The sequence below is a fragment of the Acetobacter nitrogenifigens DSM 23921 = NBRC 105050 genome (genome assembly GCF_000429165.1).
GTDB classification, from domain to species: domain Bacteria; phylum Pseudomonadota; class Alphaproteobacteria; order Acetobacterales; family Acetobacteraceae; genus Acetobacter; species Acetobacter nitrogenifigens.
Genome location: NZ_AUBI01000003.1, coordinates 200,183 through 221,581, shown reverse-complemented (window position 1 = coordinate 221,581; position 21,399 = coordinate 200,183). Strand labels below are relative to the sequence as shown.

General features: G+C 61.3%; 20 protein-coding genes. 12 read left to right on the top strand and 8 right to left on the bottom strand.

The window, feature by feature from the left end:
- Positions 1 to 99: 99 nt before the first annotated feature.
- From rpoB to rplK, 5 genes are all read right to left on the bottom strand, one after another.
- On the bottom strand, positions 100 to 4,272 hold the full coding sequence (rpoB, locus tag G442_RS0105890; RefSeq protein ID WP_026397244.1) for a DNA-directed RNA polymerase subunit beta: 4,173 nt from the start codon (positions 4,270 to 4,272) through the stop codon (positions 100 to 102).
- Positions 4,273 to 4,553: 281 nt separating this feature from the next.
- The gene (rplL, locus tag G442_RS0105880) at positions 4,554 to 4,928 is read right to left on the bottom strand and encodes a 50S ribosomal protein L7/L12 (RefSeq protein WP_026397243.1); all 375 of its coding nucleotides are present in this window, start codon (positions 4,926 to 4,928) and stop codon (positions 4,554 to 4,556) included.
- A gap of 94 nt (positions 4,929 to 5,022) precedes the next feature.
- Positions 5,023 to 5,547, bottom strand: coding sequence for a 50S ribosomal protein L10 (rplJ, locus tag G442_RS0105875; protein ID WP_026397242.1), 525 nt, complete (start codon positions 5,545 to 5,547; stop codon positions 5,023 to 5,025).
- 304 nt (positions 5,548 to 5,851) lie between these two features.
- The gene (rplA, locus tag G442_RS0105870; RefSeq protein WP_026397241.1) at positions 5,852 to 6,544 is read right to left on the bottom strand and encodes a 50S ribosomal protein L1; all 693 of its coding nucleotides are present in this window, start codon (positions 6,542 to 6,544) and stop codon (positions 5,852 to 5,854) included.
- A gap of 4 nt (positions 6,545 to 6,548) precedes the next feature.
- Positions 6,549 to 6,980, bottom strand: a complete 432-nt coding sequence (rplK, locus tag G442_RS0105865; RefSeq protein ID WP_026397240.1) for a 50S ribosomal protein L11 — start codon at positions 6,978 to 6,980, stop codon at positions 6,549 to 6,551.
- 326 nt (positions 6,981 to 7,306) lie between these two features.
- Between rplK and G442_RS0105860 the strand changes: the two genes are divergently transcribed.
- The 7 genes from G442_RS0105860 (at position 7,307) to G442_RS0105830 (ending at position 11,831) form a co-directional block, all read left to right on the top strand.
- Positions 7,307 to 7,945, top strand: a complete 639-nt coding sequence (locus G442_RS0105860) for a RecX family transcriptional regulator (protein ID WP_026397239.1) — start codon at positions 7,307 to 7,309, stop codon at positions 7,943 to 7,945.
- A complete protein-coding gene (locus G442_RS0105855; protein ID WP_084440388.1) occupies positions 7,942 to 8,487 on the top strand; it encodes a CHAP domain-containing protein in 546 nt (181 codons plus the stop codon). Before G442_RS0105860 ends, G442_RS0105855 begins: the two co-directional genes overlap by 4 nt.
- 210 nt (positions 8,488 to 8,697) lie before the next feature.
- On the top strand, positions 8,698 to 8,961 hold the full coding sequence (locus G442_RS0105850; protein WP_026397237.1) for a twin-arginine translocase TatA/TatE family subunit: 264 nt from the start codon (positions 8,698 to 8,700) through the stop codon (positions 8,959 to 8,961).
- Positions 8,962 to 8,978: 17 nt separating this feature from the next.
- Complete coding sequence (locus tag G442_RS0105845; RefSeq protein WP_026397236.1) at positions 8,979 to 9,644, top strand: methylthioribulose 1-phosphate dehydratase; 666 nt, start codon at positions 8,979 to 8,981, stop codon at positions 9,642 to 9,644.
- Positions 9,641 to 10,186, top strand: coding sequence for a 1,2-dihydroxy-3-keto-5-methylthiopentene dioxygenase (locus G442_RS0105840; protein ID WP_026397235.1), 546 nt, complete (start codon positions 9,641 to 9,643; stop codon positions 10,184 to 10,186). Before G442_RS0105845 ends, G442_RS0105840 begins: the two co-directional genes overlap by 4 nt.
- On the top strand, positions 10,183 to 10,893 hold the full coding sequence (gene mtnC / locus G442_RS0105835; RefSeq protein WP_026397234.1) for an acireductone synthase: 711 nt from the start codon (positions 10,183 to 10,185) through the stop codon (positions 10,891 to 10,893). Before G442_RS0105840 ends, mtnC begins: the two co-directional genes overlap by 4 nt.
- On the top strand, positions 10,890 to 11,831 hold the full coding sequence (locus tag G442_RS0105830; RefSeq protein WP_026397233.1) for a bifunctional riboflavin kinase/FAD synthetase: 942 nt from the start codon (positions 10,890 to 10,892) through the stop codon (positions 11,829 to 11,831). The genes mtnC and G442_RS0105830 overlap by 4 nt, the downstream gene beginning before the upstream one ends.
- A 28-nt stretch (positions 11,832 to 11,859) precedes the next feature.
- Here the strand turns inward: G442_RS0105830 and G442_RS0105825 are convergent, their stop codons facing one another.
- Both G442_RS0105825 and G442_RS0105820 read right to left on the bottom strand, forming a co-directional pair.
- Complete coding sequence (locus tag G442_RS0105825) at positions 11,860 to 12,378, bottom strand: hypothetical protein (RefSeq protein ID WP_026397232.1); 519 nt, start codon at positions 12,376 to 12,378, stop codon at positions 11,860 to 11,862.
- A gap of 41 nt (positions 12,379 to 12,419) precedes the next feature.
- Complete coding sequence (locus tag G442_RS0105820) at positions 12,420 to 12,764, bottom strand: YidB family protein (RefSeq protein ID WP_026397231.1); 345 nt, start codon at positions 12,762 to 12,764, stop codon at positions 12,420 to 12,422.
- Between the two features lie 199 nt (positions 12,765 to 12,963).
- Here G442_RS0105820 and G442_RS0105815 point away from each other — a divergent pair, with 199 nt between their 5' ends.
- Positions 12,964 to 15,108 carry an FUSC family protein gene (locus tag G442_RS0105815; RefSeq protein WP_051292002.1) on the top strand — a complete coding sequence of 715 codons (2,145 nt, stop codon included), beginning with the start codon at positions 12,964 to 12,966 and terminating at the stop codon, positions 15,106 to 15,108.
- A gap of 305 nt (positions 15,109 to 15,413) precedes the next feature.
- On the opposite strand, the gene G442_RS0105810 is transcribed toward G442_RS0105815, so the two are convergent.
- Positions 15,414 to 16,367: an aldo/keto reductase gene (locus G442_RS0105810; RefSeq protein WP_026397229.1), complete on the bottom strand. Its 954-nt coding sequence runs from the start codon at positions 16,365 to 16,367 to the stop codon at positions 15,414 to 15,416.
- Between the two features lie 250 nt (positions 16,368 to 16,617).
- On the opposite strand from G442_RS0105810, the gene mntR reads away from it, so the two are divergent.
- The 4 genes from mntR to G442_RS0105780 all read left to right on the top strand — a co-directional run bounded on the left by mntR (position 16,618) and on the right by G442_RS0105780 (position 21,398).
- The gene (mntR, locus tag G442_RS0105805; protein ID WP_051292000.1) at positions 16,618 to 17,109 is read left to right on the top strand and encodes a manganese-binding transcriptional regulator MntR; all 492 of its coding nucleotides are present in this window, start codon (positions 16,618 to 16,620) and stop codon (positions 17,107 to 17,109) included.
- Between the two features lie 944 nt (positions 17,110 to 18,053).
- Positions 18,054 to 18,704, top strand: a complete 651-nt coding sequence (locus G442_RS24290; RefSeq protein ID WP_161628334.1) for a TetR/AcrR family transcriptional regulator — start codon at positions 18,054 to 18,056, stop codon at positions 18,702 to 18,704.
- A complete protein-coding gene (locus tag G442_RS0105785) occupies positions 18,704 to 20,263 on the top strand; it encodes an MFS transporter (RefSeq protein WP_051291996.1) in 1,560 nt (519 codons plus the stop codon). The genes G442_RS24290 and G442_RS0105785 overlap by 1 nt, the downstream gene beginning before the upstream one ends.
- A gap of 13 nt (positions 20,264 to 20,276) precedes the next feature.
- Complete coding sequence (locus G442_RS0105780; RefSeq protein ID WP_051291993.1) at positions 20,277 to 21,398, top strand: HlyD family secretion protein; 1,122 nt, start codon at positions 20,277 to 20,279, stop codon at positions 21,396 to 21,398.
- Position 21,399 lies beyond the last annotated feature (1 nt).

Here is a 21,399-nt window from a genome sequence, read left to right as displayed (position 1 = left end):
CGCCTGACAGAGTGCTACGCCCTGCCCCCAGTTCATTAAAAACAAGCCAGAACCGGGAGGACTGTCCTCCCGAAGACGGGATGATCTCCCGTCGCGATATCACTTTTCGCCGCTTTCCAGATCGACGTTGAGCCCCAGCGACTTCAGTTCCTTGATCAGAACGTTGAAGCTTTCCGGGATGCCAGCCTCGAAATCGTCCTGCTCGCGCACGATCGACTCGTAAACCTTGGTTCGGCCGGACACGTCGTCGGACTTCACGGTCAGCATTTCCTGCAGCGTGTAGGCGGCGCCGTAAGCCTCAAGCGCCCAGACCTCCATCTCTCCGAAGCGCTGTCCACCGAACTGCGCCTTACCGCCCAGCGGCTGCTGGGTGACGAGCGAGTACGGACCGATCGAACGAGCATGGATCTTGTCGTCGACCAGGTGATGCAGCTTCAGCATGTAGATGTAGCCGACGGTCGTCTTGCGCTCGAACGGCTCGCCGGTGCGGCCGTCGATGAGCTGGGACTGACCAGACTTGTCCACGCCCGCCTTGGTCAACATCGCCTCGATGTCGGGGATCGACGCGCCGTCGAACACCGGCGTCGCGATCGGCACGCCCTTGCGGAGGTTTCCGGCCAGCTCGACCAGCTGATCGTGGTTCATCGTGGCGATATCGTCTTCGTAGACTTTCTCGCCGTAGACGTCCTTCAGCTCGTCGAGAAGCGCCTGCTTCTTTTCGCCGGTGCGCTGATACTCATCCACCAGATCGCCAATGCCGCGCCCAATGTTGGCGCAGGCCCAGCCCAGATGGGTCTCGAGAATCTGACCGACGTTCATACGCGACGGCACGCCCAGCGGGTTCAGTACCAGATCGACCGAGGTCCCGTCTTCAAGGAACGGCATATCCTCGACAGGCACCACGCGAGAGACGACACCCTTGTTTCCGTGACGGCCGGCCATCTTGTCGCCCGGCTGCAGCTTACGCTTCACCGCGACGAACACCTTGACCATTTTCATCACGCCGGGAGGCAGTTCGTCGCCGCGCTGCAGCTTTTCGACCTTGCTGTCGAAGCGGGCCTGAATTTTCTGCACCGACGCATCGAATTCGCGACGCAGGGTCTCCAGTTCGGCGACAATCGCGTCGTCAGCCACGGAAACATTGCGCCATGCGCCACGAGGCACCTCGGCGAGAACTTCTTCCGTGATGACCGTGCCGGACTTAATGCCCTTGAAGCCCGTTCCCGCCGTCTGACCGAGCAGACGCTCACGCAGACGGTTGTAGAACGAACGCTCCTGAATGCCGCGCTCGTCGTCGCGATCCTTCGCCAGACGCTCGATCTCGGCGCGCTCGATCGCCATCGCACGCTCGTCCTTGTCGACGCCGCGGCGGGAGAAGACGCGAACGTCGACGATCGTGCCGGTCGTGCCGGGCGGCAGACGCAGCGACGTGTCACGGACGTCAGACGCCTTCTCACCGAAGATGGCGCGGAGAAGCTTCTCTTCCGGCGTCATCGGGCTTTCGCCCTTCGGCGTGACCTTGCCGACCAGAATGTCGCCCGGATTCACTTCCGCACCGACATAGACGATGCCGGCCTCGTCGAGGCTGCGCAGGGCTTCTTCACCGACATTCGGGATGTCGCGCGTGATTTCTTCCTGACCCAGCTTCGTGTCGCGGGCCATGACTTCGAACTCCTCGATGTGGATCGAGGTGAACACGTCGTCACGGGCGATACGCTCGGAGATGAGGATCGAATCTTCGAAGTTGTAACCGTTCCACGGCATGAACGCGACGAGCACGTTGCGGCCGAGAGCCAGTTCACCAAGCTCCGTCGACGGACCGTCGGCGATGATGTCCCCGGCAGCGACCTGATCGCCCACGCGCACCAGCGGACGCTGGTTGATGCAGGTGGACTGGTTGGACCGCGAGTATTTACGCAGACGATAGATGTCGACGCCCTGCGTCGAACCCGTGTCGCCCGTTGCGCGCACCACGATACGCGCACCGTCGATCTGATCGACGATGCCTGCGCGGCGCGCAACGATGGTGGCGCCGGAGTCGTGTGCGACCGCCGCTTCCATGCCCGTGCCGACCAGCGGCGCGTCGGAACGAACCAGCGGCACCGCCTGACGCTGCATGTTCGAGCCCATCAGCGCGCGGTTCGCGTCATCGTTCTCAAGGAACGGGATCAGCGCCGCAGCGACGGAGACGAGCTGCTTCGGCGAGACGTCGCAGGCCGTGACGTCGGTTGGCGGCACCAGACGGAAATCGCCGCCACGACGCACGGAGACGAGCTCCGATGTCAGCTTGCCATCCACGTCCTGCTTGGCGTCAGCCTGCGCGACGACGAGGCGCTCTTCCTCCATGGCGGAAAGATACTTCCAGCCATCCTGAAGCACGCCGTCCTTCACCAGGCGATACGGGGTCTCGATGAACCCGTACTTGTTCACCTTCGCGTAGGTCGCCAGCGAGTTGATCAGACCGATGTTCGGGCCTTCCGGCGTCTCGATCGGGCAGATACGACCGTAATGGGTCGGATGCACGTCGCGGACTTCGAAGCCAGCGCGCTCACGGGTCAGACCGCCCGGGCCAAGCGCCGAAAGACGACGCTTGTGTGTCACTTCGGACAGCGGGTTGGTCTGGTCCATGAACTGACTGAGCTGCGACGAACCGAAGAACTCGCGCACGGCGGCGGCGGCCGGCTTCGCGTTGATCAGGTCATGCGGCATGACCGTGTCGATATCGACAGAACCCATACGCTCGCGGATCGCGCGTTCCATACGGAGCAGGCCGACGCGATACTGGTTCTCCATCAGTTCGCCGACCGAACGCACGCGGCGATTGCCGAGATTGTCGATGTCGTCGATCTGGCCGCGACCGTCCTTCAGGTCGCACATCATCTTGATGGCGCGAAGGATGTCTTCCTTGCGGAGCACGCGGACGGTGTCCGGGCAATCGACGCCCAGACGCATGTTCATTTTCACGCGCCCGACGGCCGACAGGTCGTAACGATCGGAATCGAAGAACAGACCACGGAACATCGCTTCCGCCGTCTCGGCAGTCGGCGGCTCGCCGGGGCGCATGACGCGATAGATGTCGATCAGCGCTTCGTCGCGGCTGCCGTTCTTGTCGACCGTCAGCGTGTTGCGAATCCACGGACCATTGGCGGAATCGACCGCAAGCGTCGGCAGCTCGGTAAGGCCAGCCTCCTCAAGCGCCGCCAGACGCGCTTCCGTCAGCTCTTCGCCAGCTTCGCCATAGATCTCACCCGTTTGCATGTTGACGATGTCATGCGCGATGAAGCGACCGAGCAGATCAGCTTCACCAACCAGCACTTCTTTGGTCGTCTCGGCGATCTTGCGCACGGAGCGCGCCGTCAGTTTGGTGTCGGCGGTGGCGACGACTTCGCCGGATTCGGCGTCGACCAGGTCGGAAAGCAGTTTCTGGCCACGAAACGCCTCGGGGTCGAACGGACGGGCCCAGCCCTTCGCCGTTTTGGCGAAGGTCACCGTGCCGTAGAAGAAGCCGAGAATTTCATCCGCGTCCATGCCACGGATATCCAGCGAGTCGACGTCCCCGCCTTCTTCCAGCTTCTTCGCGCGCGCAGCTTCAGAGTGCACGCCCTCAAGGGCGTACAGCAGCGTCGTCACCGGCAGCTTACGCTTGCGGTCGATACGGACGTAGATCAGGTCCTTGGCGTCGAATTCGAAGTCGAGCCACGAGCCGCGATAGGGAATCACGCGCGCCGTGAACAGGTACTTGCCGGAAGAGTGCGTCTTGCCCTTGTCGTGATCAAAGAACACGCCGGGCGAACGGTGCATCTGGCTGACGATGACGCGTTCTGTGCCGTTGATGATGAAGGTGCCGTTATCCGTCATCAGGGGCATGTCGCCCATGTAAACGGGCTGCTCCTTGATGTCGCGGATCGAGCGCGAACCGGTGTCCTCGTCAACGTCCCAGACGATCAGACGGAGAATGACCTTCAGCGGCGCGGCGAAGGTCAGGCCACGCTGGATGCATTCCTCGACGTCGTATTTCGGCTCTTCAAATTCGTAATGCACGAACTCGAGACGCCCACGACCGGCGAAATCATTGATCGGGAAAACCGAACGGAAAACTTCCTGCAGACCCGTCTGGGTGCGCGCGTCAGGCGAGACGTTCGCCTGCAGGAAGGCTTCGTAGGACGCGCGCTGCACGTCGATAAGGTTAGGCATCGGGGCGATTTCGGGGATTTTCCCGAAGCTCTTGCGTATCCGCTTGCGCCCTGTGAACGATTTCGAGATTGCGTTCATGTCTTTACTGCCCCGTCCCTGCCGTCGGACCATCCGGCCGCCCGTAGCTGCATGCTTGCAACCACCGGCGGCCGGACGGTCCGGCCGTAATTCACACCAGCCGCGCGGCCGCCATCCGCGCTTCGCCTGCGCGGAGCGCCCCGAAAGGCGCCGCGCCTGACGATCCGTTCACACAGACCGCCACAGACGAACGGGCGGAGGCCAAAGACGACCCCCGCCCAAAAACTCTTTCAAAAACCTCGACAAGACATAAACCACAGCCCCGCCAAAAACACCCGTCGTTATTTGATTTCGACGGAAGCGCCGTTCTCTTCGAGAACCTTCTTGATCTTCTCGGCTTCGTCCTTGTTGACGCCTTCCTTGACGGTCTTCGGCGCGCCCTCGACCAGATCCTTCGCCTCTTTCAGGCCCAGACCGGTGATGGTGCGGATTTCCTTGATCACGTTGATCTTCTTGTCGCCCGACTTGGCGAGGATCACGGTGAACTCGGTCTGCTCTTCAGCAGGCGCAGCCGCGACGGCAGCCGGACCGGCGGCGACAGCAACCGGAGCAGCAGCGGAAACGCCCCACTTCTCTTCGAGCAGCTTGGACAGCTCAGCGGCTTCGAGAACGGTAAGAGCGGAAAGCTCGTCAACAATCTTGTTCAGATCGGCCATGGTTAGTCTTCCTAATATAGATACCGGTTATCGATACACAACCCGGCGAAAGCCGGACGTGCGAATTTTCTTGTCCCCGCGCGCGGGGACAGGGTCAGGCTGCGTCCGCCTCGCCCGTCTTGGCGTAGGCCCCGAAGACCCGCGCAAGCTGTCCTGCCGGCGCCTGAAGGACACCCGCGATGCGCGTGGCCGGCGTGGAGATAAGCCCCACCAGCTGCGCCCGGAGCGTATCCAGGGACGGAAGTTCGGCCAGAGCCTTTACGCCATCCGCATTGAGCGTCTGGGTTCCAAGGGCTCCACCGAGCACGACAAGCTTGTCATTGGTCTTGGCGAACTCGACGATCACCTTAGCCACAGCCACAGGGTCGGCCGCCCACGCGAGCGCGGTCGGTCCCTTCAGCAGCGGCGAGATGCCTTCGAATCGGGTCCCATCCAGGGCGAGAGTGGCCAGCCGGTTCTTCGCGACCTTGTAGGTCGCGCCCGCTGCGCGCACCTTGCGTCGCAGATCCGTCACATCGGCGACCGTCAGACCCTCATTGCGGGTGACGACAACCATCGACGTCTCGGCGAACACGGCGGCCAGGGACGCGACAAATTCGCGCTTCTCCGTACGGTCCAAATCCCGTCTCCGTCTTGGTCTGCCCGAGGAACTCGAACAGACCGGGTTTCCCTAGAACCGCCGGACAAAACATCCGGCGATCCGGTTCGCCTGTCCTTTTACGGAACACCCGGAGACGCAGACTGAGCCTGCATAACCAGCATCCTCGTCTTCCGGCCGCGTCCCCCGTCAAGCAGAGAACATTAAGGCTGAGCGCCACGCCCGGTCTGGGACAGGATCGGAATGGCGCGCGGGGGCGCGCCACCCTGGAAGCCGCGCGGCGCACCCGAAAGCGCGCCACACGGCAACGTCTTGAACTCGGCCGTTAGACCGAGAAAGCCGACACGTCGACGCGAACGCCAGCGCCCATCGTCGAAGACAGAGCCGCCTTCTTCAGGTAGGTGCCCTTCGCGCCAGTCGGACGAGCCTTCTGCACCGCATCGACGAACGCGCGGATGTTTTCCGCCAGCTTCTCGCCGTCGAACGAGGCCTTGCCGATACCAGCATGGATGATGCCGGCCTTTTCAGCGCGGTACTCGACCTGACCGGACTTGGCCGCCGTGACAGCGCCCTTCACGTCCATCGTGACGGTGCCGAGCTTCGGGTTCGGCATCAGACCACGCGGACCGAGGATCTTGCCGAGACGACCGACCAGACCCATCATGTCCGGCGTCGCGATGCAGCGGTCGAAGTCGATTTCGCCAGCCTGCACCTTCTCCATCAGGTCGTCCGCGCCAACCACGTCGGCGCCGGCGGCCAGAGCCTCCTCAGCCTTCGCGCCACGAGCGAAAACGCCCACGCGCAGGGTCTTGCCCGTGCCGTTCGGCAGGGACAGCAGACCGCGGACCATCTGGTCAGCGTGACGCGGGTCGATGCCGAGGTTCAGCGAAATCTCGACCGTTTCGTCGAACTTCGCCGTAGCGTTGCTCTTCACCAGAGCGATCGCCTCGTCGAGGCCATAGGCCTTCGTGGTGTCAACGGCGGCCTGGGCCTTCGTAAGACGCTTGTTCTTCGCCATAATCTCAGCCCTCCACCGTCAGACCCATCGAACGGGCGGAACCGACGAGCATACGCACGGCGCCGTCGAGGTCGTTCGCGTTCATGTCTTTCTGCTTCTCGGCGGCGATCTCGCGCAGCTGGGCCATCGTCACCTTGCCGACGGCTGCGGACTTGCCGACCGTCTGGCTGCCCTTGGACACCTTGGCCGCCTTCAGCAGGAAGTAGGTGTTCGGGGGCGTCTTGGTGATGAAGCTGAACGTGCGGTCAGCAAACGCGGTGATGACGACCGGGATCGGCATGCCGGGCTCGAGGCCCTGCGTCTTCGCGTTGAATTCTTTGCAGAACTGCATGATGTTCAGGCCGCGCTGACCCAGCGCCGGGCCGACCGGCGGCGAAGGATTAGCCTTGCCGGCGGGAATCTGCAGCTTGATGTAGCCAACGATCTTTTTGGCCATATCCGGGGACTCCTGTTAAGTTTCACCCGAACCGCGGTACTGGCGGTCTGCCAATGCGCTGACGCGCACCGCGACCTCCCGCGTTCCGTAGGAGGGGCGGCGCTTACGCCCTGATACGACTACTGTCAAGCCTGGAATCGGCGGACCACAAGCAGCCGCCAACGCCAGCGCTCGAAATGCTTGGTTGATCATATGTCACACGACGAACCTGGGCGACGCATTCCACCTTGGCGCGAAAAACCCGAAGGTCCAGGCGTCACGCACGGAGGGACACGCCAGCGTGCTGGGCGCGCCCGATTCGACGAATTATGCTAGATCACAAGACCATGCCCTCCCGACGCCCCGCCTCCAGTCAGAACGCCGCACCGCCTCAGCCAGACCGGTCACGTCTGCGCGAAGCCGCGCTTGCGCATCTCGCCAGATTCTCCACAACCGAGCAGGCGCTCTCTCAAGTTCTGGAACGCCGCATCCTGCGATGGGCGCGGCAGGCGGCCGACGCAGGCCTCGACGCCGGAGAGGTCGCTAGTGCTGCGGCAGCTCTACGTCCGCTGGCCGGACAGATCGCAGCCGAGATGACCACTCTCGGAGCCGTCGATGACGCAGCGTTCGCCAAAGCCCGCGCCGCCAGACTGACCCGTTCCGGCCGCTCGCGGCGGGCGGTGCAGGCGCGGCTCGCCGCCAAGGGGCTCGACGCCTCGGTGATTGACGACGCGCTGGAGGGCGCTCTGGGCGAAGGAGACGCCGGACGAGATGCGGAACTCGGCGCGGCGCTTGTCTTCGCCCGCAAGCGACGCGTCGGCCCCTTTCGCCCGGAAGGCGTGGAAGGCGGCGACAATGAGGACGTCTCCCGCATTCTCGCCGCCTTTGCTCGCGCCGGCTTCTCCCGTGACGTCGCCGAACGCGTGTTGGCCACAGAGCGCGACGAGGCCGACGAGCGTATCCACGCCCTCAGGAACTCCCCATGACCCGACACAGGTTCTCTCGGCGGCCTGCCTGCCGCACCGAAGCGGTCATCACCCTGCCATCGCGGTCGGCACGCTTTGCCCGCCACGTCAGAAACACGCTCGCGTTTTCCCTAGCCGCGCTGCTCACGGCCTGCGGCGGCGGATTTAATGGGCGGGTCCAGTGCGCTCCCTGGGCGCGGGAGCATTCGAACGTCGCTCTCTACGGTCCTGCAGCCTCCTGGTGGCGCTCGGCCAACGGGAAATACGCGCGCGCCGCTCAACCGAAGCCGGGCGCCGTGCTGGTCTTCAGGTCGACGTCGCGCCTGCCGGACGGGCACGTGTCCGTCGTGCGGTCGATCGAAGGGCCACGCGCCGTGCTCGTCGATCAGGCGAACTGGAGTCCCGGACATGTCGACCGCCGCGTCCCGGTTGTCGACGTGTCGGCTCGCAACGACTGGTCTCGGGTGCGCGTCTGGTGGTCGCCAACCGGCTCCATGGGGCGTACAGTCTTTCCAACTTACGGTTTCATTATACCTGAACAGCCCAATGGCTGGATCTCCTGACGGAGAGCCTTCTCCAAAGCCGTGCGCGGTATTCTGCGCAGATGGCGCGGCGAGCCTTTATCGAAGCAATTTATGCGGAACAACGCTCTCGACGCTTGCATGATCGCCGCGGGGCGGCCATGTCATCCGGTCAGATAGTATTGCATGGAGCGCGTCCTGCGTTCCGGCTGCCCGGACAGGGCGCAACTCGACACGGCAAGGATTGAGGCGATGGGTAGCTTGAGCATCTGGCATTGGCTGATCGTTCTGGCGGTCGTGCTGGTGGTCTTCGGCGGGGGCGGCAAGATCAGCTCCCTGATGGGCGATTTCGCCAAGGGTCTGAAGTCCTTCAAGAAGAACATGGAGGACGACGAATCCATGGAGCAGGCGAACAAGCAGGATGGCCGCATTCCCGCGCCGCCCGCCGCCTCGACCGGATTTGCGACCGACGCCAGCGCGGCTGACCGCGCTGCGACGAACGCGCGCCCCAACTGATTCATCAGAGCGGGGTCATGAGCGAGGGGCACAACGCGGTCGTCGCGGACCCTGCATGGGCCGCCGCAGCCGAGGCGATTGTACGCGCGGGCCGGAGGATGGATCAGCGCGGATGGGTGCCGGCGACCGCCGGCAACATCAGCGTCCGGCTGGCTGATGGCCGCATAGCCTTGACCCGCTCCGGTGGCCACAAGGGCTTCCTGAACGCGGACGACGTGATCGAGGTCGATCTGCAGGGTCGTCCACAGCGCGAAGGCGACCGCCCGAGCGCCGAAACGCTGCTGCATTGCCAGATATACGGGAATTTTCCCGCCGCCGGAGCTGTCCTGCACGGCCATTCCGTCGCAGCAACAGTGCTGTCGATGGCTACTAAAGCGTCGGCGCTCTATCTGGCGGATTACGAAGTCCAGAAAGTCTTCGAGGGGCAGACCACCCACGCAGCGCGTGTCACTGTTCCTGTGTTCGACAACGATCAGGACATCGCGCACCTGTCGCGCAGCGTCGCGCTGTATCTCGACGACATGAAGGCCGGATACATCATTCGCGGCCATGGCGTGTACGTATGGGGGCCGACCATGGACGTCGCGCTTGCCCGGCTTGAGGGACTGGAGTTCCTGCTCGCCTGCGAACTGGAGCGCGTCAAGCTGGGCGTCCCGACGAGAATTGCGGAGGAACGACTATGAGCAGTCTTGTGGTGTTCGATGACGGCACGCCCGGCGCGGCGCGCTTCTCCACCAGCGACCCGGCGGCCATCGCCGAACGTCTGAAGACCATCGGAGTCCGCTTCGAGCGTTGGCTTGGCGTCGATATCCCTCCCCGCGACGCTTCGGCCGAGCACGTGCTGGACACCTATCGTCCCTGGCTGGACAAGCTGATGGGCGAGACGGGCGCCGGGTCGGCCGACGTCATCCGCATCGACGTGAACACGCCCAACCGGGCTGCGCTGCGCGACAAATTTCTGTCGGAGCACCGCCACACCGAGGACGAGGTGCGGTTCTTCGTACACGGCGCGGGGCACTTCATCCTGCACGTAGACGGCGCCGTCTACGATATCGGCTGCACGCAGAATGATCTGATTTCGGTGCCGGCAGGCATCCCGCACTGGTTTGACGCCGGAGAAATCCCGGATGTGGTGGCGCTCCGCGTCTTCACCAACACCGATGGCTGGATCGCGGACTACACCGGCGACGACATCGCGTTACGCTTTCCGGCCGTCGCTGCATGAAACCCAAAGTCGTCCTTCTGGACATCGAAGGCACCACGACGCCGGTCTCATTCGTTCATGACGTCCTGTTCCCTTATGCGCGCAAGGCGCTGCCTGACCTGATCGTTCGACGTGCATCCGAGCCCGCCGTGGCGGCGGCGCTGGAGGAGACGCGTCGACTTGCGCCGGACATGGAGCCGCTCGCCCGGCTGAACGCGTGGATGAAAGAGGACGCGAAAGTCGCGCCGCTCAAGGCGTTGCAGGGGCTCGCCTGGGCGGAGGGTTACGCGGACGGAGAACTCGTCGCCACGCTGTACCCTGACGTTCTGCCCACGCTACGCGCATGGCGAAAGGCGGGCGTGAAGCTCGCGGTTTACTCATCTGGTTCGGTCGCTGCGCAGAAGCTGATCTACGGCCACACTGCCGAGGGCGACGCCACGGCGTTGTTCGACGCGTTCCTCGACCTTGCGATGGGCGGCAAGAAGGACGTCGCCAGCTATGCCAAAATTGCTGAGACAGAGGGGTGGGTTCCGAGAGACGTGTTGTTCGTGTCGGACGTCGTGGCGGAACTGGACGCGGCGCGCGGGGCGGGAATGAAAACCTGCCACATGGTGCGGGCTCAGGACGGCACGGTAGCCGGAGACGCCCATCCGGTGGCGCACGACATGCCTGAAGTCGGCGTCCTGTTCGGGCTTCCCGGCGACGACGTGACAGCCGACGCTCCATGACTCCCCGCCTGCACGAAGACTGGCGTTCGGTTCCCCCCGAGGCGCGCGGCGCAGTCGCCGCGCTAGGCAATTTCGATGGCGTCCATCTCGGCCACGCCCATCTCGTTCGCACCGTGCAGCTAGCGCGCCCGGACGCGCCTCTGGCGGTTGTGACGTTCGAGCCCCACCCGCGCGAACTGTTCCGCCCGCAAGACCCTCCGTTCAGACTGACCTTGCCTGACGAGCGTGCGGCCGCTCTGGGCGCGCTCGGCGTGCAGCACATCTTCCAGATTCCGTTCGGCGAGGCGTTTTCACAGATGCGGGCCGATCGCTTCGTGGAAGACGTTCTGCACAACGCGCTTGGCCTGCGACACGTCGCCTGCGGTCACGATTTCGCCTTCGGCCACAGGCGAGGCGGCGACGTGCCGTTTCTAACGGAACGGGCGGCAGAACTTGGCTTCGGGTTCACTGTCGCGGAGGCCCTGACCGACGCGAACGGCCCCTACTCCTCGACGCGCATCCGCCGCCTGCTGCAGGACGGTTATCCTGAGCGCGCAGCGGTTGAGCTGGGACGCCCGTGGTCTATCCGCGGCGTTGTCCAGCACGGCGACAAGCGTGGCCGCCTGCTGGGCTTTCCCACCGCGAACGTCGCCCTTGGGCGGCATATTGAACCGGCGCGCGGCGTTTATGCCTGCATGGTGCGCCTTTCGAACGGCCATACGTACTATGGCGTCGCCAATATAGGGCGGCGACCGACGATTAATGATGGCCAGGAATCGCGGCTTGAGGTTCACCTCTTCGATTTCAGCGGCGATTTGTACGGGCAGACGATTTCCGTCGCCCTTCATGCACTGCTGCGGGCAGAGAAGAGATTTGAGAATCTGGACGCCCTGAAGGGACAGATCACAAAGGACGCTGAGGAAGCACGCGCCCTTCTGGCAGACAGGGAGAGCGTCTGAAGTTGATCGCGTCCTGACGCTACGGGCTTCAGGTTCTGTTAGAGGCCTCCCCGAATCCCCGCTCCCACACGGACTGCCGCATTGGCGGCGGCGGGGGTTCGCACGAGACGAAGTAAATACCTACGACGAAAACCAGATTCGCCAACGCATTGAACCAGAGCGGAATCACGAACGGCGCAGGGGCCGAGACTCCCTGATAAAAGGCGTAAATAGCGAAGGGGATAGACAGAAGCCGCATGCCGGTCAGCATGACTCGAAGCGGGTTGAGATGGCCCGGGCGCACGAGCGTCTTCATACGGGCGACGCCGATATAGAACGACAGGCCGAACGCCCAGATCAGCACGTTGAAGATCGCGTCGGTGATCTCCATTCCGGTAAGAAAGACCATCGCGACGATAGATGCCGCTGACAGCATCAGCGCGCCAAACAGCATGCTCATGCCCAGTTCGACTGCCGACAGCTTCTCCGGCATGCGATTTGCGACCGGCTGGAACACCTTGTCCAGAAGCCACAAATCGGCCTTGCTCACCCGCTCTCCAAACGTCATGCCGTCAACTCGCGCGTTTCGACCGCTCCAGACCGCGCCGCTCAGACCGTACCAGCGGGGGTGTTTTTGTCCACCGCGTCCGGAAGGAAATGCGCCAAAGCGGGAAGCAGGGTGTCGGCGGGGAGGCCGGTGCGCGCGACGAGGTCCTGAACCTGCGAGCTGCCGAGGACGTTGCGGATTTCATCGGCCGAGATGGGCAGATTGTCGCCTGAACCGATCCACGAGCGGACGCGATCGCCGAGTCCTGCCTGATCCGCCTTCGCGACGAGATCACGAATCGTGTCAGGCTGCAACAAGGACCCCAGCTCCTCGTTCAGTTTCGCATGCAGATCGACGCCGAGCGCGCCACCGAGCTTGTCAACAAGTCCGCCAAAAAATCCAGACATCAGTGAGTCTCCGCCCTCGATGAAGCTCGTCCGCGCCACGTCCCCGAAGCGCCTTCATCGGCGCGGCGCGATAACAGATATGCGAGCGTCCCATGCACGGGATGGCTCGAATTGCTTTAAATGATCGACGTTCTTCGCCTCGGACGCAAGTAGAGCTGTGCTGGTCTTACCGGGAATCCCCCTTTTCATTGCCCGCCGCATGGCGTTCCTTCAGCACCTGACGCCATTGCGGCGGCCCGGCGAGGCGCGCAACGGCCGGTTGCGCTGGCTGTTCTTCCCCACCATGTCGGCCCTCGGGTTCGCCGTCCGCACGACGACAGCGGCGCTGCTGTCGTTGATCATCGCCATGTGGATGGAGCTCGACGATCCGCAATGGGCGCCCATGACCGTCTGGATCGTGGCCCAGGGGTCGCGCGGCGAGAGTCTGTCGAAAGCGCGGTGGCGTATCGTCGGCACTGTTTTCGGCGTCATTTCCGCCGTGGCCCTGATTTCCGCTTTTCCGCAGCAGCCTGGACTGTTTTTCCCGGCGCTTGCGATCTGGATGGGGCTTTGCTGCGCGCTGGCTACCGTCGTGCACAATTTCCGTTCCTACGCCCTCGTGCTCACCGGCTACACCTGCGCCATCATTGCGCTTGGCGCGGTCAGCAACCCGGAAAACATCTTCATGGTCGCGATGTCGCGCGCGACCTACATCTTTCTCGGCATCGCCTGCGAGAGCCTTATTGCGGGCCTGTTCGCGCATAATCTCGCCGACTCCGCGCGCGCCAATATACGCGCCAAGCTTCGCACTGCGCTGGCCAGCGTGACCGATGCTATCGCATCGCTGCTCGAGGGCAATCAGGCCGCCCTGATCCGTTCACGCGCGCTCTTCGGACCGTTGCTGTCCATCAACGACCAGATCGAATTCAGTGAGGTCGAGATGGGGCCGCACGGGCATGAGGGCGACCACGCCCGCGCCGCGCTGGCGGCCGTTTCGGTGCTGCTGTCGCGCGGGCTTGGCATGGCCGTGCGGATACAGTCTCTGGAACATGAACAGCCCGTATTTCAGGCGACGACAGAAAAGACGCGCGCATTTCTGACGAACGCCCCCGAACGGCTGGACAGCGATGAATCCATTGCAGCCCTCAGGCAGGACCTGTCTCTTCTGCGCGGTGAGTGCCGTCAGCGTATCGTCGACGCACTGACCGAAGAGATTTCTCTCAACCTGCCGTCAGAGAATCAGCAGGTCGTGGCGTTGCTCGACCAGCGTATCCTGCACAACGCTCTGGACGAGTTGCTGGGAGAACTCGACCGGGCGATCCTGGAGTTCGAAGCTAGCCAGACGACGGTTCGCGGCGACCATTTTCGCTTTCGCCTCCAATCCCACCGTGACTGGCGTGAGGCTGGTTACAACGGCATCCGCGCCGCAATCGCGCTGATGGCGGCGGCGTTGATCTGGGAGGTGACGGCGTGGTCCGCGGGGATAGGATTCATCACCTTCGTCGGGGTGGTTTGCGGGCTCTTCGCCACGCGTGAAAATCCGGTTCTGGCGACGACCAACTTCCTGAAGGGCAGCGTCTGGGCGGCGATCGTCTCCTTTTTCTTCGTTTTCCTGATCGTGCCGCGTCTTTCCGATCCGGAAATGCTGATCGCAGCACTTTCGGTCCCGATGATCGCCGGTGGCCTTGCCGCCCGCAATCCGGCGACCGCCCTGCATTCCGCCGCCTTTACCCTTTTGTTGCCGAATTTCGTTCATCCCACGAATCATACCCGCGAAAACGAAATTGCCTGGTTCAATTCGACCGGAGCCATCTTGCTGTCCGTCGCCTGCTCGGTGCTGATCTTCAAGGTCATCTTGCCGTTCGACGCCGCAGCGGAGCGCTGGCGGATGCGTCGAACGATGCTGCAGGATCTGCGGACCCTCGCCTCCGCACAGCCCATACCACTGACGCAGGACTGGATCGGTCGAAACATTGATCGCTTCGCACGTCTGATCCGCCACGCCGGGCCCACCCCCTCCCCCACTATCGAGGGGTGCCTGCAGGGCACTTTGGCGGCGATGACCATAGGCCTGAACATAATCCGTCTACGTGCCGTTCTCGAGCGCGACCAGATTCCCCCCAGAGCCCGTGACGCGTTGCTGCTCACCATGCAGCGGATGAGCCAGTTTACGGGACGTTACGGGCGCGCCGCCGCAACCGCCCGGCGCGCGACAGCGATGCTGCGTCGGTTGGAGGCGCGTGAGACCAACGTCTCCACTCGTATCGAACTGACGCGCGCCATGGCGTATCTGATCGTGGTTTCGCACGAGCTGGACGCCAACAGGGAATTTCTCGATGCGTCGCGAGCGTTTCAGGTTCGCTAAGCACGTCTCCCGCCCACTTCGACTGGGTGGGATTAACGCCGAGTATTGAAGCGTCGGCTGTTTTCGCCCATTCGAAGGCACGCGTTCACGCGGGCTTCGTTCACGATCACCAGCTAATACAAAGCCATTTCGTTTAGATGCGCTTTTTGACCAGACTCGCGCATTCGCGCGTCGCCGTTATCTGGTCCAAAAGGCGACAGCCGCCGTTTTTTTAATCTGGATCGTGAGCACTTTCATATAGTCCCGCACCTATTCAAAGGGAGGCGTCCGGAAACGCCTCCCCGGCCACACGCTGCGTTAAGTGGCTATGCGGCCGCCGCTTCAAGCTCAGCCATATCTTCCGCCGTCAGTTGCAGGCTAGCCGCCTTCGCGAAGCTCTCAACCTGAGACACTTTCGTCGCGCTTGCGATTGGAGCAGTCACGCCCTTACGCTCGATCAACCACGCAAGCGCGACTTCCGCATCGCTTGCCCCATGACGCGCGCTGACAGCATCCAGCGCCTTGAGGATCCCGAACCCTCGTGTGTTCAGATAATCCTTCACCTTGCCGCCCCGTTGACTGACGCCAAGATCCGCCTCGCTGCGGTATTTTCCGGACAGGAACCCGGATGCGAGCGCATAGTACGGTACGACGCCCACGCCTTCTCTCAGACACAAGTCGCGCAAAGCCCCATCATAGGTGCCACGGTCGTAGAGATTATATTCCGGCTGAAGGACCTGATAAGGGGGCAAACCATCCCTCTTCGAGACATCGAGAGCATCCTGCAGTTGCGCCGCGTCGAAGTTCGAAGCGCCGAGGGAGCGAATCTTGCCCTCCTTGAGCAGGCGTTCGTATGCCGCGAGCGTCACCTCCTGCGGCGTCGTCTCGTCGAACCTGTGCGAGAAGTAGAGGTCGATCCGCTCGACGCCCAGTCGGGTCAGGGAGTTTTCAACCTCTGTGAGAATCCACTTTTCCGACAGCCCAGTCTGTCCCGGTTGCCGCATGTCCATGCCAACCTTGGTGAAGAGCTTGACCCTGTCCCGCATGCCGGGCCGGGCCTTGAGCCAGCGGCCGATGATCGCTTCGGACTCTCCCCCCTTGTTGCCCGGAACCCACACGGAATAGACGTCCGCCGTGTCTATGGCGTCAAAACCGTGATCCACGAAGGCGTCCAGAACGTCGAAACTGCTTTTCTCGTCGATCGTCCAGCCGAACACATTGCCACCAAAAACGATGGGGGCGATCTCGAAGCCGGTGTTGCCCAGCGCACGTTTCTTCATAAACAGGTCCTCCTTAAACGTTTGACTCGCCTGAGGAGAACAACACGCCCTGACGCCCGTCGATGCAAGCGCCGCGGTGCCAGGGTTGAGGGATCCGGGCGGCCTCGTCCGGGACATGCGCCGAATGGGCGCCCGTAACCCGTCAGGAGCGCAGCGAAAGGGTCCGCGTCATACACATGCCGCTACTGCTTGGACCCCGCGCGCGAAATGCTTTATTCCCCTGGGCATATTGTCGGCCTACCGGGACATCATGAGAAAGAAGACGCAATCCGTCACCCAGCCGCGTTTTGTGGACGCGCAGTCGCAGAGCGAGGGCTTCCGGGCCAACCGGGAGGCGCGCCGCAACGTGTTGATCGAGGATTACGTGGAACTGATCGCGGACCTGATTGACGAGGGGATGGACGCGCGGCAGGTCGACATCGCAGCCCGGCTTGGAGTTTCGCAACCCACCGTCGCGAAAATGCTCGCTCGCCTCGCCTCCGAAGGCTTGGTGGCGCAGAAGCCCTATCGCGGGGTTTTTTTGACCGAAGCCGGACAGGCCGTCGCTATGAACGCGCGGCGCCGCCATGGCATCGTCGAGGCGTTTCTCTCCGCACTGGGAATCAGCGCCGAGAATGTCCGCATAGATGCCGAGGGCATCGAGCATTATGCGAGCGAGGAGACGTTACAGGCGTTTCAGACGGCGCTGGAATCCGGATTAAAAGAACTCATGGCAAAAAATACAAATATTCAAGAAAACTGAAGAATAATTCGACACATTATCTTTGCAGCCAAGGCATCTGGCTGGCGGGCGCCTTTGCTGCACGATTCTTGCTTTTGCGATCGTCAGATCGCGGCCATATCCATCGCGTGATCACTTAATAAATCGCGTGCCTGAATTTTCGGCCATCAGCGAGCTTTCGGTTGATCGAGCAACTACCTCCTTGAATATGGGATGGTTGCGTTGCGTGAGCCTATCCGGCGTCGGAATCCGAAATTCGTCGCTGCCAATAAGCTGCTGCGACAGGCCTCCGCTGAGGCAATGATTGCAGCGGGCGCCAGTCTACGCTGGCCTCACCGCACTGTCGATTAGAACGAAATATTCCCGATGAATTCATCTGCGTCATACAACACGATGGCCGCAACGCGTCCATCGCCCCGGCTGCCGAACACGCAGGGAACAGCCGCATATGGGTGATCACCGATAGGATAAAGTTCTACGGGCAAGGCAGAACCACGTCGCGCTTCCCTGCAGCGTCGCACCCGCCGTGACCCAAACAGTAAAGTAAGACTCAGATCCTCCCTTGTAAAAACTTGTATGCTTTATGAAAACATCCCGCTCGCAAGGCGGATGTCACCACCCCGCGCCGTGCTCTCCGGCCACCGCAGCTTTTTCCGCACCCTGAGCCGATATCTGCGGGGCCTGGTCCTCATCTTCGCCATCAGGCGGTATTCGCTCGATAGCGAGCCGCCACCGCGCTTCCAGCCAAAAAATCCCGCATGACAAGCGTCCAGCAAGCCGCCGCGATTGCGCCGGCGAGAACCTCCTGGGACGGCGACGCACAGAGACATCCAGCCATTTTCGAAACTGCCAGATGAACATACGGAGTCCACGCAAACCTGATTTCGCTGATTTGGAAAACGAAATCGCGCATGGCATCGATATACCATATGGACGCTGCATACCGATCGGTATATGAAACTCACATGAAACCACAAACTGCACCCCGCAAGCGCCTGAGTCGCACCGAACAGCAAGCAGAAACTCGCCAGGAGATTCTAGCGACCGCTGGCGCCCTGTTCGCTCGAGTAGGATTTGGGGGAGCAAGTCTGGAGGCCATTGCCTCAGAGGCTGGTTACAGCAAAGGGGCAATTTACTCGAATTTTGAGAGTAAAGAGCATCTTTTTCTTGAAGTTATGAAGCGATACCAAAAGGAGAGCCTCACGTCCGTGATGAGCATCTTCGACGACGACAGCTCACACGACGTTATTGTGGATCGTCTGGCGGCATGGGCCGACAATCTTGCCAAGAACGGGATTTGGGCCTTTTTGGCGCTTGAGTATGCGCGCCATGTCGGGGCTGATTCAGATTTCGGCGAACTGCAGACGGCATTGATCCGAGATAATTGGTGGGCTGTCGGCAAACGTTTACGCCCGATGTTTAATAGCGAATTTCCAGGCGATGATGAGATGCTCGGCGCGCTCGTGTTCGAATTGACTCATGCGCCTCTATCTGGAATTGCCGCATCCCCGACCGTTGGGCAACTGTTGCGTCTCACATTCAACGGATTACTTGCCGCCTATGGCGTTCAGAAAAAAAATGGAGGTTCTCGGAAGAAATTCGGGAAAAATCCCTGATGAGCGGCAAAATTGATATCAAACCGTTGTTGGGACTCCTTGGAGTCCTGATAGCGGCGCTTAGCGCCGAGTTCAACGATCAGGTGGTCGGCGTCGTGATGCCGGACCTGCGAGGCGCTCTTGGCGTCGGCCATGACCCGGGAACGTGGTTGGAAAGTCTTTACGTATCCGGAGAAGTTCTCGGCATGTGTTTCTCCCCCTGGTGGATGTATACATTATCGCTGCGAAAATTGGTACTGATCGTTCTGTCTGTGAACTGCCTGACATCAGTCTGCATCCCTCAATGCGAAAATCTGACTCTATTATTTTCTCTTCGATGGATTCAGGGACTGTCCGGTGGACTAACAATTCCTCTATTGATGGCGACGGCTCTTCGCGCCTTACCGCCGCCGATAAGGCTATGGGGGTTGGCGGTTTACGCGCTTACTGCGACATTTACCCCGAACCTGTCTGTGACGCTTGCAGCATTATGGTCCGACGTCGTGGGATGGCAGTTCGGTTTCTATGAATCCATCTTTCTATGCTCGATCGCTGCAGCTTTGTGCTCGACCTTCCTATGGAGAGATCCGACGCATTTCGAACGCCTACGCCAATTCGACTGGCGCGGTTCACTTCTCGCGTTCATTTGCCTGAGTTCGCTATCGACGTTTCTGATCCAGGGAGATCGTCTTGACTGGTTCAACTCTCCGCTGATCTGCGTTCTGATACTCCTCACTGTGGTGAGTTTCCCGCTCTTTGTCATAAACGAAAACCGGCACCCGCTCCCCCTCGTAAAACTTCCTCTCCTTAAAAGACCGAATCTTCTCTACGGCGTCATAGCGTTATTCACGTTGTTGTTGATAAATGCGGCTTCGTCGTCGTTGCCGGTTATGTACCTCACCGAAGTTCAGGGTTACAGGCCTATCAACGCGCATCTTATTACGCTGGAAATTGGCCTGACCCAGCTTGTTTTTCTTCCGTCGATGGCGGTTCTCCTGAACCGTGAACGTGTGGATCCGCGAGTAGTGTCCTTCATTGGCGTGTCGCTATTCTTCTGCGCCTGCATTGGAGAATCGTTCGTCACGAGTTCGTGGAACAGAGAGCAATTCTATGGCTGGCAACTGGTTTTCAGTCTCGCGCTCGCGATGATTGTGGTGCCGCTTCTGCAAATGGCGACGAATTCGATTCAGCCGCCGGAGGGGGCCTTCGCAGCTGGTATCGTCAACACCCCGCGCGCAATATCGGAGGCGGTAGGCCTCTGGCTGCTCGACCTTATTGAGCGTTGGCGTGGAGGGCTGCATTCGTCCCGAGTCACTGATCAGCTTGGACGTCGGCGCTTCGAAGTCGTGCAATCCAACGGATATCTTCCGCAACACCCGACGCCGCTGCTTCCTGACGGAGCGCCCCGCTTCGACGGCAGCCTTGAGTGGTTCTCCCATACGGTAAAAGCCGAGGTAACAACTCTTACTGTCAGCGATGCGTATCTTGTGTTCGCAGCAATATCAGTCGGTCTGATGCTGCTGATCGTTACGTTACCGATCCGCACTTACGCCCCTCGTATAGCTCTGATGAAGAAATAACAGGTGAATTTTTATGGCTGATCCACATCCCCACTCCGCTCCCCCTGGCCACGAAACGCCAAAAAGCAGATGGCCCCTGTTCCTCGGGGTGGCTGTAGCGCTTTGCTTCGTTGTCGTGGTCCTTGGAATCATTTTTATTCCGACAAAAAATGTATGGACAGATGACGCCTATGTTCACGCTCATAACGCTGTAATTGCGCCGCGTATCCCGGGGCAGATCGAGACAGTCAATGTCAACGACAACCAGATGGTGAAGCGAGGCGATATTCTCGCCGTGCTCGACGACCGGGACTACCATACCGCGCTGGCTGACGCAGAAGCGACCCTCGCCCGGGACCGGGCTGAAGTGGACGACGCCGCAGCGACTGTCGCGCGGCAACCGTCTTTGATTTCAGAAGCCGAAGCTCGCGTTAAGGCCCTCGAAGTCAAAATGAATTTTTCCAAACAGGACGCATACCGATACGATCATCTTGCAAGTACAGGCGCTGGCACGTCTCAGGAGAAGCAACTGTCGGCCACAAAGTGGCGCCAGGATGAAGCCGATCTGATGGGAGCGCAGGCTGCACTGGAAGCCGCGCGCCACCAGTTGGATATCCTTAAGGCCAAACATGATGCAGCAACGCAGGCGGTGCGCGCGGATGAGGCTCGGGTGGAGCAAGCCCGCCTGAACCTCTCCTATACCCGTATTCACGCGCCCGTCGACGGCATGGTTGGCGCCAGGACGGTACAGGCGGGCAATTACGTGAGCCCGGGGGCTACCATTATGGCTGTGGTTCCCATGAACGACATCTATATCGAGGCGAATTACCGTGAAGTCGCTTTGCGTCACGTCCGCCCGGGGCAAAAGGTGAAAATCCATCTGGATGCGTATGACGTTGACCTGAACGGGGTCGTAGACAGCGTGCCTCCCGCTACTGGCGCAGAGTTTGCGCCGATCGCTCCAGAGAACGCGACCGGAAACTTCACAAAGATCGTTCAGCGTCTCCCGGTAAAGATCGTCGTCAGTCCTCGTCAGCCTTTAGCGCATCTGTTGCGACTTGGTTATTCGGTTGAGACCACGATTTACACGAATTTTGACGATGTTGTTGGCGCGCAGACCAATTCGACTGCGCCAGTGACGCTTGCACACGAATGAG